Raw genomic sequence first — 14,130 nt, forward strand, 5'->3', positions numbered from 1 at the left:
GGCCACGTTCCGGGCGGCGCTCGCAGCTCACATCTGCAGCTTCGCCGGCGAAGCTGAGTTGCGACTGAAGATTTTCTTAAGGCGATGTAAGTTCTGGGGGCGGGGCGCCGGCCGTGGCGCGTCAGTCGGCGCCGGCCACCAGCTCGGGCTGCGCGGCAGCCGCGGTGGCCGGCGGGCTGGGCTGCGCGGGCAACGTCACCGTGAAGGTGCTGCCGGCTCCCGGCCGGCTCTCCACCCCGATCGTGCCGTCCAGCTCGTGCACAATCCAGGCGGCGATCGCGAGGCCGAGTCCGGTGCCCTCGCCGTGGCGCGACGGATCGGCGCGATAAAAGCGGTCGAAGATGCGGCGCTGATCCGCCTCGGCGATGCCGACGCCCGTATCGCTAACGGCCACGCGCAGCGTGCCGTGCTCGAACGATGGCGCGATCGTGACCAGGCCGCCGGCCGGGGTGTATTTGAGCGCGTTGTCCACGAGGATGAAGAACAGCTGCAGCAGGTGGTCGCGGTCGCCGGCGACCTTCGCGGCGACGCTGCCGGCAAGATCCAGCTGCACATGTCCGTTGAGCCACGTGGCTTTCTGCAGCACTTCCTCGAGCACCGGCTGGACCTCCACCGGCCGCTTCTGGATGTGCAGGCCGCTGTCGGCCCGCGCCAGCGCCAGCAGACTGGCGACCAGGCGGCTCATGCGCTCGGTCTCGGAGGCGATGTCGGCCAGCGCCTCCTGCTGGTCGGGGCTGGCGGCGGGCGCGTCGAGCGAGAGCAGCTCGACGTTGCCGCGAATCGTGGTCAGCGGCGTGCGCAGCTCGTGCGAGGCGTCGGCGACGAAGCGGCGCTGCGCGTCGAGTGCACGGCGTTGCTGCTCGTGCGCGGCGTCCAGGCCGTCAAGCATCGTGTTGAAGGTGCTGGCGAGGCGCCCGACCTCGTCGTCCGGTCCGCGGTAGGCGACACGGCGCTTGAAGTCCTGCTTGCGGCCGACGCGCTGCGCCTCCATCGTCAGGCGGTCGATCGGTCTGAGGGCGCCGCGCGCCAGCAGATAGCCCGCGCCGGCGGCCAGCGCCAGCGCGGCGATCGAGCCCAGCAGCAGGATGAAGCGCATGTGGCCGAGCGTCTTTTCGACATCCGTGAGCGGGCGAGCGAACTGAATGACATAGGACGTCGTCGCCGAGGGGGCGGCGTCGCCGGCGGCTGGCCGGGAAGCGACGTTGAGCGGTTGCACGAATACCCGCAGATCGACGCCCTTGACCGTCAGCGTCGTGAAGCGCCGTGAGGACGGCTTCGGCGGCGGCAGCTTTTCGCCGTTCAGATTGGCCGAGCAGTAGAGGATATTGCCCTGGCTGTCGTTGATCTGCGTGAGGATCGTCGGATCGCCCAGCCGGTCATCGAGAAAACTCAGCGCCTGCCTGGCCGCTCGCGACGCGTCGCTGCCGGTCGCCGGCGTGCCCGCTCCGCAGTTCGAGGGAGGTAACGGCGGCATGCGCAGCAGCAGGGCGCCGTCGGCGGCGCGCGGCCCGGCCGACGGGACATAGGCGAGGCGGCCGGAGCGCGCCTGCAGCGAACGGTCGATCTCGCTGCGCAGGCTGCGCGCGGTCCAGAAGTAGAGCACACCGCCGAGCACCAGCAGCGTGACTGCCAGCACCGCCGTGTACAGCAGCGTCAGCCGCAGCCGGATCGACATCGCGGTTCCTGAGCTAGCGGACTTTCTCCGCGCTGGGCGTTTTCAGCACATAGCCGGCGCCCCGCATCGTGTGAATCAGCCGCGGCTCGCCGGCGGCCTCAAGCTTCTGCCGCAGGTAGCCCACGTAGACTTCCAGCACGTTCGATTCGCCGCTGTAATCGTAGCCCCAGACCTGGTCCATGATCACATCCCGCGTCAAGACCTGGCGGGGATGGCGCATGAACAGCGAGAGCAGTTGGTACTCCTTGGTGCTGAGGGCGATCGTGCGCTCACCACGCGCCGCCTCGCGCGTGGCGGTGTCGAGTATCAGGTCTTCGAACTTGTACTGGCGCGGCTCGGCGTTCGCCTGGGCTCGCCGCAGCAGCACGCGCACACGCGCGAGCAACTCCTGCAAGGCGAAGGGCTTCACGAGATAATCGTCGGCGCCTTCATCCAGGCCGCGCACGCGGTCGTCGATCTCGTCGCGGGCGGTCAGCATCAGGATCGGCGTCTCGCCGGCGGCGCGCAGCCGGCGGCAAACCTCGTAGCCGTCGAGATCGGGCAGCATCAGGTCAAGGACGACGAGATCGGGAGGCTCGTCGCGGGCGCCGCTCAGCCCCGCCGTCGCGGTCAGCGCCGTGCGCACGCTGTAGCCCTCGTACGACAGCGCCCGCCGCAGCAGGCTGACGATCTTGGCGTCGTCATCGATCACGAGGATCGCCGGGCGTTGTGCCGTGCTCATCGCCTCACCGCCGCGTGCCCGGTCTCAAATCGCAAGCTTCATGCTTCACGCTAGCCTCAAAACCTTAGAGCAGGCTGAGAGCGGCGCGTCTGCCGCACAGGTGGCTGTGCCAATGAGAAAAGCACCAGGGCCGCCCGCACGGACGGCCCTGGTGCTGCGTGGCGCGGCGTGCGTTACTTCGTCGCCGCTTCCAACTTGCCGGTGATCTCGTCGATCGTGGCGTCGCGCCAGCCCGCCCAGACGGGGCCGCGGCGGAACTTGCGCAGGTCGTCCGCGGCCTCCTCACGCGTGCGCGTGCCGACGATGTCGCGCATCTGCGAGATCTCCTGGTTCGCCTTCTCCGGCCGCTCGTGCCAGACCAGCACCTGGTCCATGTTGCCGGTGAAGAACAGGGCGCAGGGGATCGACTGGAACTCGCCCTTGTTGAGGTAGGCGTTCATGATGTCGAGGTTCTTGTCGCGCGGCAGCGCCTTGAACTCGATGCCCGCCGCCTCGGCCAGCCGCGCCAGCACGGGCAGGCCGCGGTAAACGTCGGGACACCAGTCCTCGCCGAGCACCAGCAGCTTCTTTGGCCCGTTCGGCTTGGCGGCCACCGCCTGCAGCCGCTTCTTCGCCGCGTCCGACACCTTCGTGTTCTCGTAGTTGTCCTTGAACTCGTCCAGGTTCTTCTCCGCCTGGGCGATGAAGCCGTCGTACGACAACGCTGAGGCGTACCGCTCGGGTGAGACCACCTGCTGCTTCGTTACCACTGTGCTTTCCTCCGTCCTATATCGCGCGACATGCAACGCCGCCGGCCGGCCCGTGGCCGCCGCAGACAGTGTAGCCACGGCGGCAACGAAACGTAAGCCGCTATACGCGGAATAGTCGCCTTGCAGTATTCTGGCGGCGCGACAACGTCAGCGAGTTACCCAGCTTTCCAGCCGCTCGGCGAGGGCCAGCACCGCCTCGGCGTCCGCCTCGCGCCCGCCGCTGGAGAGGATCGCGGTCGCCGTGTTGAGCACGGCCTGGCGCATGATGCGCGTGTCGCGCACGCCGGAGGACGCCGCGTAGGGCGCGCCCGCCTCGGAGAATGAGGAGAACGATCGATCGGCCTCCGCCTCGACCTCGATCGTGCGCACGAAACCGGCCTTGTCGAGACCGACGCGCACCAGCGTGCCCTCGCCGGGAACCTGCGGCGGCGGGTCGGCGTAACGCGAGAGGTTCAGCCAGCTCTCCCGCCCGGCGAGCAGGAAGCCGCGCGGGTTCGCCGCCTCGATCACGCCGCTGATCTCCTCGACGACCGGATTGCTCGCGGGCGGCATCGCTCTCCCTCACGGCGCTGGGGTGCAAGCGGGCGGCAGCTCACGCTTCTGCCGCGCGCTCTTCCAGCTTAACGCGATCCCAGAGGCTGTCCATCTCCGCCAGCGTCATTTCTGAGAGCGCGCGCCCCTGCGCCTGCGCCAGCCGCTCGACCGCCGAGAAACGGCGGAGGAACTTGCGGCCCGCCCGCCGCCCGGCCTCCTCGGCGTCGATCTTCAGCCAGCGCGCCAGGTTGGCGAGCACGAAGAGCACGTCGCCGAACTCGTCCAGCCGCTCGTCGTGCGACTCGGCGCCGCGCAGCTCCTCGACCTCCTCGGCCAGCTTGGCGAGCACGTCGTCCACCCGCGGCCAGTCGAAGCCGACGGCGGCGGCGCGGTCCTGCACCGCCTGCGCGTAGGCAAGCGACGGCATGGCCCGCGGCACGCCGGCCAGGATCGACTCCTGCTCGTCGCCGCCGCGGCGCGCCTTTTCGGCCTTCTCCGCCTGCTTGATCCGCTGCCAGTTCGCCACAACTTCGCCGGCGCTGCCCGCGGTCACGTCGCCGAAGACGTGCGGGTGACGCCGGATCAGTTTGCCGCTGATCGCCGCGAATACGTCGCCATAGCCGAACTCGCCGGCCTCGTCGGCGATCTCCGTGTGCAGGCCGATCTGCAGCAGCAGGTCGCCCAGCTCCTCGGCCAGGGCTTGTGGGTCCTCTTCATCCAGTGCCTGCAAGACCTCGTAGGCCTCTTCGAGCAGGTGCTGCTTGAGCGAGGCGTGCGTCTGCTCTCGGTCCCAGGGGCAGCCACCCGGCGCGTAGAGCCGGTGCATGATGCCCTGCAGGCCGCCCCAGCTACGCCGGTTCGCTTCGAGCGGGAGGGCCGGCACGTACAGGGTGGAGAGATGCCCGGCCCGTTCCGACCGGTCCAGCTCGGCCAGCGGCAGCCGCTCGATGCATTCTTCGCCGGCGATGCCCGCGGCCGAAACCAGCGTGACCTCGTGCGCGGGCGGATACAGTTCCAGCAGCGCCAGCTTGAGGTGCGCGGCGGCGCGGCGGCCGTGGATTTGCGCGAACAGCGCCGGCCGCGCCGGGTCGATCGCGCCCGGTTCGAGCGCGTCCGCGATCTGCAGTCCCGCGGCGAGCGGATCGAGGCCCAGCGCGTGGCAGACCGGCTCCAAAAAGCTGATGCCGGCGACGGTGCGCACCGCCGGGCCGCCGTCGCTCGCCGCCGCCAGCAGGCGCTGCACCGTCGCCTCGGCGATCAGCGGGTCGCCGGGCACGGCGTAGACGATGCTGCCGGTGCGGCGCTCGGCCGCGGTGAGCCGGGCGCAGATCGCGTCGTAGACGGCGTCGAAGCTGTCGAGCGTATCGTAGAGGGCGTCGAAGCTCTCGTAGGCGCGATCGCCGACGACTTCCGCGACGCCGGGGTGCCGCGCGGTGCGCAGGAAGAGCTGCGGCGCGGCGGCGATCGCCCGTTCGGCGGCGCGGGTGAGCAGATCGGGGTCGCCGGGGCCCAGGCCGACAACGGTTATGGTCATCTAGTCGTCCATGGCGGCAACGTTCGGCCGGATGGGGACGCCGCCTCTGTGTGATAGGATAACGGCGATGGAGGCGGGGAGCGAGGGGACGCGCGCCCGGGCGGCCGGCCCGTCGCTGCGCCTGCTGGCGCGGGCGCTGTTCTACATCGCGCTGCCGCTGGCGCTGATCACGACCAGCGTGCGCGTCGCCTTCAGCGAGCAGCGCGTCTACAGCTACGCCATTGACCACTACGACGCCGCCACGCGCACGGGCATCGACCACGACGACCTGATCGCCGCCACACACGATCTGCGCGCCTACTTCACCAACGACGAGCAGTTCCTGCGCACGCGCGTGCACGACGCGGACGGCAATGTGGCGCCGCTGTACAACACCAAAGAGATCCTGCACATGCGCGACGTGAAGCGCCTGGTGCGGGTGGTCTACGGCCTGCAGGAGCTTTCGCTGGCGTTCCTGGCGCTGTACATCGCCGGCGTGGTGCTGTGGGCGCGGGAGGAGAGCCTGGCGGCGCTGGCGCGGCGGGCGCTGACCGGCTCGGCAGCGACGGTTGGTTTACTGATCCTGTTCGGCGCCGTGGCGGCAACGGGCGGCTTCGACGCGGCCTTCATCAAGTTCCACCAGATCGCGTTTCCCGGCAACAGCGACTGGCAGCTCGACCCGCTGCACGATCACCTGATCCAGATGTTTCCCGAGGGCTTCTGGCGGGACGCGACCATCCTGATCGTGCTGCTGATCCTGGCGCAGGCCGCGCTGATCGCCGGCGGCGCCTGGCTCTACCTGCGCCGCCAGCGGCCGCAGCCGGCGTTGAGCACGGTTGCGCCGCCCGGCGCGGTCGAGGAAACGACGGCCGCGGAGCCCACCGAAGAGATCGCGCACCCGGTGGCCTGAGTACGAGCACGAAGGCCCTGGCAGCGGTTCACGCCCGTCATCAAATCTTCGATGTGTAAGACAGTCGCGACAAGATCACGCCTCGTCCAGGCTCGGTCGTGAGAACGCAATGGGCCGTTCCGCGCCTGGAGCAAGCCTCCAGGGATAAGCTGGGCCGGCGTCCAATCTACTGCGGCCTTGCACTGCTGGCTTGCTGACGTAGCAGGGAAATCTGCGCTTCGAGGCGCTGTAACTGGATCATGACATCTTGCAATGTGACTGGTTCCTTGTCTTGACGCTGCGCAACCAGAAACGCCGAAATACTCGCCGTCAGATAGCTGAAGAGGCCAACGCCAATGAGCATCACAAAGACCGCTATCCCGCGACCTTCTGCCGTGACAGGAAAGACATCGCCGTAGCCAACCGTTGTGACCGTCGATACCGCCCACCAGAGTGCCGTCCCGAAGTCGGTAATTGTGCCGCCAGAGTCGTGCTCAAAGAATGTTACCGCGGCTGCTGCAGCCACGACCAGCAGTCCGCCCAGCAGAATCGCGTACTGCAAACCGTGTTGTCGGAGCACATGCCGAGCCGTCGATACAATCTCGGCACTCGCCGAACCGAGGCGTAAAACGCCTAGAGACCGGACAATTCGGAGAGAGCGAACGAGACGTAGCGGTCGCAGGAAGGGCACGGCGACGATGACGATCTCATACCAGTGGGTATAGAGATAACGGCCTGGATGCGGCGAGAGATAGCTCTTGACCGCCAACTCAAGGGCAAAAGCTGCCCAGATTAGCCAGTCTACGGTATCGAAGAGGGTGTGGAGGTTCTGAGGTAAGGAGAAGAGAAACGGAACGGCAATTACCACGAGAAAGAGGCCCGAGAGCACCAGCATCGGAAGCTCAGTGGCCTGTTCGAAGGCGTCGAATGCTCGGGCGTGCTGCTCGCTATCCATCGCGTGCCTCCTACGTCGTGGCCCAGCCTTGCGGGGAGCCAGATGCATCCGTGAAACCTCTGAAGCGAGGGGACGCGCCAGCTGCAGGCAGCGTTGGTAAAGAGCTTGCGCACTCGTGCAGGAGTCTCCTAGCAACCTCCTCGAAAAGAAGGAGGTCTCCGCCGGATCCATTGCACACATCGAGCTCTGACGGCTGGTTCAGGCCAAACGTTCGGTGAGCCCACGTCCTGAGTGCGGACAGGGCGGGCGCAACGGCGAGCGCTCCCGACCAGATCGCGCCATCAGTGCCCGCCGCAGGAGCAGGCGCCGCCGCAGGCACAGCCGTCGCCCGATGCCATTGGCAGCTCTTCAAACGCGCTGCCGCGCGCCGGCCTGGCGAAGATGGAGATCAGCCGCTGCGCCTTCGGGTGACCCGCGGCGCAGGCGACCGGCTGGTCGGCAGCCGCCATCGGGCGCAGCTTTTCGAACTTCGTGGTGCACGTCGGGCAGTAGTACTCGTAAACGGGCATCGCTGTATCTCCCTGGCGCGGCCGAGAAGCCGCGGGTCAGCCGTGCAAGCGCTTGATCATGTACGGGCAGTCTTCGCCCTCGATGCCGGGCCGGCCCTCGGCGTCAGTATAGGACCACGTCAGCCGGAAGGGCGCGCTGCCGGCATCGAGGTAGCCGAGCCGATCATACAGCGCGCGGGCACGCACGTTCTCGACGCCGACGGCGAGGCCGAGCTCGCAGAAGCCGCGCTCCGGCGCCAGCGCCTCGACCGCCCCGAACAGGCGTGTGCCGACGCCGCGCGACTGGAACTCCGGCAGCACCGCCGCGGCTTCCAGATACGGCCGCTGGCGCAGCGCCGCGGGCACATCGTCGCGCGGGGCGCCGCCCCAGCGCACGAGCAGGTGCCCCAGCGGCTCCTCCCCGAGCCAGGCAATCAGATACGTCGCCTTGCCGCGCTGCTGAAAACCGAAGCGCCGCGCGTGCTGTCCTGCATACGCCGGGGAGCCGAGCGCCTGCTCCACGGCAGGCAGCTCGACTCCGGCAAGCGCTCGCACCACGACCGAAAAGGCGCCGGCCCTCGCTCGGGCACCCTCCCGACGCTCCCGTTCCCTGTTCCCTGCCACCTGTTCCCTAATCCAGGTAGTCCTTCAGCTTCTTCGAGCGCGAGGGATGGCGCAGCTTGCGCAGCGCCTTCGCCTCGATCTGGCGGATGCGCTCGCGCGTAACGCCGAATTCGCGGCCGACCTCTTCCAACGTGCGGCTGCGGCCGTCTTCCAGACCGAAGCGCAACTGCAGCACACGCCGCTCGCGGCCGGTGAGCGAGGCGAGCACGTCTTCCACCTGCTCCTTGAGCAACTGGTGCGAGGCCGCATCGGCCGGCGCCAGCGCCGCATCGTCGGGGATGAAGTCGCCCAGGTGGCTGTCTTCCTCCTCGCCGATCGGCGTCTCCAGCGAGACCGGCTCCTGCGAAACCTTGATGATCTCGCGGACTTTCTCCGGCGTGATCTCCATGCCGCGGCCGATCTCTTCGCTGGTCGGCTCGCGGCCGAACTCCTGCACCAGCCGCCGGCTGACGCGCACGAGCTTGTTGATCGTCTCCACCATATGCACGGGGATGCGGATCGTGCGCGCCTGGTCGGCGATGGCGCGGGTGATCGCCTGGCGGATCCACCAGGTTGCGTAGGTGCTGAACTTGTAGCCCTTGCGGTAGTCGAACTTCTCCACCGCGCGGATCAGGCCGATGTTCCCTTCCTGGATCAGGTCCAGCAGCGACATGCCGCGGCCGATGTACTTCTTCGCCACCGACACCACAAGCCGCAGGTTCGCCTCGGTCAGCCGCTTCTCCGCCTTGCGCCCTTCGTCGTCGATGCGGCGGAAGAGGTCGGCGTACTGGCGCAGCACGTCCGGCGTAGCGGCGATGCGCTGCGCCAGGCCGTCGGGCGGCGGCAGGATCGCCGTGCCCTCCGGCAAGGTCGCCTCGGTTTGGCGCACCAGCTCGGGGTTGAGGATATGCGTCACGATCGAGAGCTGCACGATCTTGTGCTCGGCGATCAGTTGCTCGTCGTTGGGGTAGCCGTGGTCCTGGCGTACCTTTTCGGCGGCCTCGGGGTCCATCTCGGCGTCCACGACCTTGCGGAAGGCCGCGCTGCCGATGATGCCGGCGAGATCGGTCTCCACAACGGCGGCGTATTCGCAGATCGACTGCATGATCGGCCGCAGCTCGTCCACCTCCATGAAGAGCATGTAGCCGATCTCGGACGAGCCGGCGACGCGGCCCATGCTCATCTGCCAGGTGTCGGCCAGGCGCAGCAGGTGCTTGCCCTCCTCCATCTGCCGCGCGAGCCGCTTCTCATCGTCGGCGGAGAGCAGCGAGACCTTGCCGATCTCGCGCAGGTACATGCGCACCGGGTCGTCGATGCCCTCCTGCTCCTCGGCGGGCAGGCCGGCCTCGAGATCCTTTTCCGGTTCTTCCTCTTCTTCCTCTTCCAGCTTCGCCGCGATCTCCGGCTCGGCCACCTCGTCCAACGGCGCCAGCGAGGCCTGGCGTGCCGCGCGCGTCAGCGCCGCGCCGACGGCCGAACCCGGTTCCGCCGCGGTTGCCGCGCCGGCCGCAACCAGCGCCTGCTCGGGCGTGGCGGCGGCGTGGCCGTTCTTGCCGTTCGCAGCGCCGTTGCTGGTTGACCGGGCCGGCCGGGCCAGGGCGGTCTCGCCCCGCGCGGTGGTGTTGTTCTTTGCCATCTGTTCCTCGCCTCTCGTTCCAGCCGCTCGCTGCAGGCCGTCTTCCGTGATCTCTCGTATGTCGTCGTTCAGCTGTTCGACCCGTTCATCCGTTCAAGTGACGCGCCCGCCGCGCCTGCGGCGTCTCGCCAGGGGAAGCTATTGTCGCTCGTACGTCAATACGCCGTCGCGTCGCTCTCCGGTTCAGCGGCGGCCCAGCGCGGCAGTTGGCCGGTGCGCAGCTCCCACTCCACGGTCAGCGCCTCGCGGCTCAAATAGTGGTTGGCGCGCAGGTGGTTGGTGTGCGCGATCACCGGCTCGGGCACGTCGGCCAGGTCCGGCGTCTCCGCCGCCTCGGCCAACTGCTGCATCAGCCGGAAGGCTGCGCCCTCGTCGATCTGGCTCTGCACGTCGGCCAGCTCCGCGTCCAGCAGCCGCTTCTGCTCGATCAACGCGCGGTGGCGCAGCTTTGCGGCGGCATCGGCCAGCGCGGGCTCGGCGTTCAGCGGCGTGAAGGCGGCCAGGTTCTGCCGCCGCAACTCATCCAGCGCCGGCCGCAGTTCGACGGGCACGCGCTCATCCACGAGTTCGGGCGCCTCCAGCCACAGGGCGAAGAGGCTGCGGTAGACGGACCGCTGAAACAGTCCTGGCTCCAGCGCCTCGCCGCTCTGCCGCAGCTCGGGGACGCGCAGCAGCAGGGCCAGCACGAACGCCTCGACCGGATCGGGCCGCGCTGCCGGAACCGCCGGCTCTGCCTCGGCCGGCTCGTCGACTGGCCGCGCATCCCGCACACGTTCGCGAACTACGATACGCTGGCCGCGATCTTTGCGCGGCGTCAGCTCGTGCAGGTGCAGCGCCAGCGTCTGCTCGGGAACCGAGGCCTCCTGCGCCAGCCGCGAGAGATAGGCCGCCTGCAGCGCCGGATCGTCGATCTTCAGCAACAGCGGCAGCAGGCGGTCGGCCAGCTCGATGCGGGCGCGCGGATCGCTCATAGTGGTGCGGGCCAGCTCCTGCCGCAGGCGGAAATCGAACGGCGAGACCGCGCCGCCGACCCAGGCCGTCCAGCCCTCAGGCGTCTCGCGGATCGCCTCGTCCGGATCCTTGCCCGAGGGCACGGTGAAGACGCGGACTTCGACGGGCGAGCGCGCCTGGTGCTGCACCAGCCCGTCCCAGCGCACGATGTCGTCGCCGCGCTCGCCGTCGCCCGTGGCTTCACGAGCGACCTCCTCGCCGCGCATCGCCGCCTCGATGCCTGCCGTGTCGGCGTCCATCGCCAGCGTCACGCGGCGGGTGAGCCGGCGCAGCAGTTGAATGTGGCGCGGCGTCAGCGCCGTGCCCAGCGTGGCGACGACGTTCTTGTAGCCGAACTGGTGCGCCGTGATCGCGTCCACATAGCCTTCGACAACCACGGCCTCGCCCGCCTCGCGGATCGCCTCGCGCGCCCGGTCGAGCGCGAACAGCAGCCCGCCCTTGTCGAACAGCGGCGTCTGCGGCGTGTTCAGGTACTTCGGCTTCGCGTCGTCCAGCGCCCGGCCGCCGAAGCCGACGGCACGGCCGCGCTCGTCGCGGATCGGGAAGATCAGCCGGCGGCGGAAGCGATCGTAGGGCGAGCCGTGTTCGCCGATCGTCAGCAGGCCCGCTTCGAGCAGCTCCTCCTCGCGGAAGCCCTTGCCCAGCAGGTAGCCGCGCAGGTTGTCCCAGCCCTCCGGCGCGAAGCCCAGCTCGAAGCCGGCGATCGCCGCCGCGTCGAAGCCGCGCCGCGCCACGTACTCGCGCGCCTCGGCGCCGGCGCTGCTGCCCGCGAGCGCCTGGCTGAAATAGGCGATCGCCGCCTCGTTCGCGGCGAACAACCGCTCGTGCGCCGCTTGCGCCACCGGGTCCGGCCCGCGGCCGAGTTCCACGCCGGCGCGCTCGGCAAGCGTGCGCAGCGCCGTGACGAAGTCCACACCGTCGCGCTTCATCACGAAACTGAAGACGTCGCCGCCGTCGGCGCACTGCCCGAAGCAGCGCCAGGTCTGGCGCTCGGGATTGACCACGAACGAGGGCGTCTTTTCGTTGTGGAACGGGCACAGCGCCTTGAAGGTGCGGCCCGCCTTCAGCAGCCGCGCCTGCTCGCCGATCAGCTCGACGATATCCACCTGCCCGCGCACCGTTTCGACGGCGTTGTCGCTCACGCAGCATCCCTCACCCGTAGTAACACCGTGAGGGTGCGAAAAGTTACGGGTTCGGTGGAAACACGGCCTTGGTCAACGAATTATTGGTGTCGGGAAAGCCCGGCGGCGCGTCGGACTCGGCGATCGTGTGATTGGGGTTGATCACGACCGTCAGCATCGTGCGGCCCGTGGGCCTGTAGGCCGTGCGGATCTCCTGCAGGGCGCCCGGCTCGATGCTCAGCGGTCCCGTCGTCAGGTCGAAGACCGTAGCGCCGGTCTGATCGACCCCAATCAGCTCGACCGGCTGGCGCGAAAGCGCCGCCCGACCAGCGTTGCCGATTTCGACCACGAGCGAGCCCGCGCCGGCGCCGTTCTGCAACACGCTGAAGTCGCGCAGCACCAGGTCCGGAAGCTCGGCGCTCGGCCGGGTGGGCGCGGGGCCTGGCGTTGGCATTGGGCTCGGCGAGGGCGTGGGCGAAGGGGATGGCGACGGCGATGGAGACGGGGACGGACTTGGTGACGGCGAAGGCGTTTCGGCCGAGCTGAGAATCGGCGCCTGCGCGAGGTCGCCGTTGACTTCGACGCCGCTGGCCTGCAGCCAGCCGGTGCCGTTGCTGGGCGCGCCCTGCTGCGTGCTGAAGTTGACCAGCAACCACTGGTCGTCGTCGCTGCGGCCGGCCACCGCCAGGGTCAGACCGCCGGGCAGCCGTGCCACGACGGCGGCGCGCGGATCGGGACTGGCGAAGACGGAGACGGCGCCGCGCGTGCGGGCGCTGATCCCGGAGGGCGTGGGGCTTGCCGCCGTGCTCGTGGCGGCAGCCGTGGGCGTCGGCGTAGCAGAAGGCGTTGAACTCTGCGTGACCACGTGCACCGGCGGCGCGTTGTGCCCGCCGCCGGCGCCGACGAGGAGAATCGCGATCAGGAAGACGGCGAGAATGCCGACTACGCCGCCGAGGACGAGCAGGATACGCTGTTGGGCGACGGTCACGAATGGCCCTCGGCCGCGAAGTGCCGCGAGATGGGCTGAAACGGCAGTGATTCAGGGAAGCACGGTGCGGCTCTGCCACTGCTGCGCCGCCTCGCAGCCCATGCCCGCGGCCAGGCGAATGGCGAACGGATCGGTCATACCCGAGATGTAGTCTGCCACACGCAGGCGAAGCGGGTCGTCGGGCAGCGAGAAGCCTTCGGGCAGTTCCTCGGGATGCTCGACGTAATACTCGAAGAGAAAGCCGAGAATCTCGCGCGCCTGCCGCACCTCGGCCTGGCGGTCTTCCAGCAGATAGACGTGCTCGAACATGAACTCACGCAGCGCGTTGGTGACGGCGCGCACCTCGTCGCTCATGGCGATGCGCGGCTCCGTCACGCCGGCGACTTCGCCGGTGGCGGCCCAGGAGGCGAGCACGATGTCGTTGACGAGCGTGCTGATCCGCTCGGAGTGGCTGGCGCCGAGCACGCGATGCACCTCGCGCGGCAGCGCGTCCTCCGAGAGCATCCCGGCGCGGATCGCGTCGAGAATGTCGTGATTGAGGTAGGCGACGGCGTCGGCGATCTTGAGGATCTGACCTTCCAGCGTGGAGGCGGTGCCCCAGGCCTCCGCGAAGATGTCCTTGCGCACTTTCGAGCTCTTGATCACACCCTCGCGCACCTCCCAGGTGAGGTTGAGGCCGCGGCCGTCGTTCTCCAGCTTCTCCACCACGCGGGCGCCCTGCTCATTGTGGCGCCAGCTCACGCCCAACAACTCGGCCAGCGCCTCTTCGCCGGCGTGGCCGAAGGGGGCGTGGCCGATATCGTGCGCCAGCGAGATCGCTTCCGTTAAATCTTCGTTCAGGTTCAACGCCCGCGCGATCGTGCGCGCGATCTGCGCCACTTCCAGCGTGTGCGTCATGCGTGTGACGTAGTGGTCGCCGGCGGGGGCGATGAAGACCTGCGTCTTGTGCTTCAGCCGCCGAAACGCCTTCGAGTGCAGGATGCGGTCGCGGTCGCGCTGGAACTCCGTGCGCAGCAGCGAGGGCGGCTCGGGACGCTCGCGGCCGCGGCTGCTGGCGCTGCGTGCGGCGAAGGGCGAAAGGGCGCGCTCCCGCGCGGCCAGCAGCGCCTGCACGCTGGCAAACCGCGCCTGGGCGCTTGCCTCCCGCTCGTCGGTCACGGCCATCTCCGCAATCTACTCCAGCGGTATGATCCCCGACCGCGGCGGCGTTTGTCTACAATCCGGGCGAAGGTGTCAGAACACCCTTG

Annotated in this window: 13 protein-coding genes; 1 reads left to right on the top strand and 12 read right to left on the bottom strand. The window is 68.9% G+C overall.

What is annotated here, in order from left to right:
- Positions 1–121: 121 nt before the first annotated feature.
- The 5 genes from VKV26_11175 to mazG all read right to left on the bottom strand — a co-directional run bounded on the left by VKV26_11175 (position 122) and on the right by mazG (position 5,213).
- Positions 122–1,675, bottom strand: a complete 1,554-nt coding sequence (locus tag VKV26_11175; protein HLZ70451.1) for a HAMP domain-containing sensor histidine kinase — start codon at positions 1,673–1,675, stop codon at positions 122–124.
- Positions 1,676–1,688: 13 nt separating this feature from the next.
- Positions 1,689–2,396 (bottom strand): response regulator transcription factor, encoded by a 708-nt coding sequence (locus VKV26_11180; GenBank protein HLZ70452.1) that lies wholly within the window; start codon positions 2,394–2,396, stop codon positions 1,689–1,691.
- 173 nt (positions 2,397–2,569) lie between these two features.
- Positions 2,570–3,145, bottom strand: a complete 576-nt coding sequence (locus VKV26_11185; protein HLZ70453.1) for a thioredoxin family protein — start codon at positions 3,143–3,145, stop codon at positions 2,570–2,572.
- A 147-nt stretch (positions 3,146–3,292) separates the two neighbouring features.
- A complete protein-coding gene (locus tag VKV26_11190; GenBank protein HLZ70454.1) occupies positions 3,293–3,697 on the bottom strand; it encodes a hypothetical protein in 405 nt (134 codons plus the stop codon).
- Positions 3,698–3,737: 40 nt separating this feature from the next.
- Positions 3,738–5,213: a nucleoside triphosphate pyrophosphohydrolase gene (gene mazG, locus VKV26_11195; protein HLZ70455.1), complete on the bottom strand. Its 1,476-nt coding sequence runs from the start codon at positions 5,211–5,213 to the stop codon at positions 3,738–3,740.
- Positions 5,214–5,280: 67 nt separating this feature from the next.
- Between mazG and VKV26_11200 the strand changes: the two genes are divergently transcribed.
- Positions 5,281–6,102, top strand: a complete 822-nt coding sequence (locus VKV26_11200; GenBank protein ID HLZ70456.1) for a TIGR01906 family membrane protein — start codon at positions 5,281–5,283, stop codon at positions 6,100–6,102.
- Positions 6,103–6,268: 166 nt separating this feature from the next.
- On the opposite strand, the gene VKV26_11205 is transcribed toward VKV26_11200, so the two are convergent.
- The 7 genes from VKV26_11205 to VKV26_11235 form a co-directional block, all read right to left on the bottom strand.
- The gene (locus tag VKV26_11205; protein HLZ70457.1) at positions 6,269–7,036 is read right to left on the bottom strand and encodes an ion transporter; all 768 of its coding nucleotides are present in this window, start codon (positions 7,034–7,036) and stop codon (positions 6,269–6,271) included.
- A 281-nt stretch (positions 7,037–7,317) separates the two neighbouring features.
- The gene (locus VKV26_11210) at positions 7,318–7,545 is read right to left on the bottom strand and encodes an FmdB family zinc ribbon protein (protein HLZ70458.1); all 228 of its coding nucleotides are present in this window, start codon (positions 7,543–7,545) and stop codon (positions 7,318–7,320) included.
- A 36-nt stretch (positions 7,546–7,581) separates the two neighbouring features.
- Complete coding sequence (locus tag VKV26_11215) at positions 7,582–8,082, bottom strand: GNAT family N-acetyltransferase (GenBank protein HLZ70459.1); 501 nt, start codon at positions 8,080–8,082, stop codon at positions 7,582–7,584.
- Positions 8,083–8,155: 73 nt separating this feature from the next.
- Positions 8,156–9,763 carry an RNA polymerase sigma factor RpoD gene (gene rpoD / locus VKV26_11220; protein ID HLZ70460.1) on the bottom strand — a complete coding sequence of 536 codons (1,608 nt, stop codon included), beginning with the start codon at positions 9,761–9,763 and terminating at the stop codon, positions 8,156–8,158.
- Between the two features lie 155 nt (positions 9,764–9,918).
- Positions 9,919–11,916 (bottom strand): DNA primase, encoded by a 1,998-nt coding sequence (gene dnaG, locus VKV26_11225; protein HLZ70461.1) that lies wholly within the window; start codon positions 11,914–11,916, stop codon positions 9,919–9,921.
- A gap of 43 nt (positions 11,917–11,959) precedes the next feature.
- Positions 11,960–12,883, bottom strand: coding sequence for a hypothetical protein (locus tag VKV26_11230; protein ID HLZ70462.1), 924 nt, complete (start codon positions 12,881–12,883; stop codon positions 11,960–11,962).
- 51 nt (positions 12,884–12,934) lie between these two features.
- A complete protein-coding gene (locus tag VKV26_11235; GenBank protein HLZ70463.1) occupies positions 12,935–14,041 on the bottom strand; it encodes a deoxyguanosinetriphosphate triphosphohydrolase in 1,107 nt (368 codons plus the stop codon).
- Positions 14,042–14,130: the final 89 nt, after the last annotated feature.

The sequence above is a fragment of the Dehalococcoidia bacterium genome, from assembly GCA_035310145.1.
Taxonomy (GTDB): Bacteria; Chloroflexota; Dehalococcoidia; order CAUJGQ01; family CAUJGQ01; genus CALFMN01.

What these genes read in the sequence shown, in the direction of transcription:
- VKV26_11210 (HLZ70458.1), bottom strand. Translation starts at nt 7,545, where the DNA reads ATGCCCGTTTACGAGTACTACTGCCCGACGTGCACCACGAAGTTCGAA.
- VKV26_11200 (HLZ70456.1), top strand. Translation starts at nt 5,281, where the DNA reads ATGGAGGCGGGGAGCGAGGGGACGCGCGCCCGGGCGGCCGGCCCGTCG.
- VKV26_11180 (HLZ70452.1), bottom strand. Translation starts at nt 2,396, where the DNA reads ATGAGCACGGCACAACGCCCGGCGATCCTCGTGATCGATGACGACGCC.
- VKV26_11190 (HLZ70454.1), bottom strand. Translation starts at nt 3,697, where the DNA reads ATGCCGCCCGCGAGCAATCCGGTCGTCGAGGAGATCAGCGGCGTGATC.
- VKV26_11175 (HLZ70451.1), bottom strand. Translation starts at nt 1,675, where the DNA reads ATGTCGATCCGGCTGCGGCTGACGCTGCTGTACACGGCGGTGCTGGCA.
- VKV26_11205 (HLZ70457.1), bottom strand. Translation starts at nt 7,036, where the DNA reads ATGGATAGCGAGCAGCACGCCCGAGCATTCGACGCCTTCGAACAGGCC.
- mazG (HLZ70455.1), bottom strand. Translation starts at nt 5,213, where the DNA reads ATGACCATAACCGTTGTCGGCCTGGGCCCCGGCGACCCCGATCTGCTC.
- rpoD (HLZ70460.1), bottom strand. Translation starts at nt 9,763, where the DNA reads ATGGCAAAGAACAACACCACCGCGCGGGGCGAGACCGCCCTGGCCCGG.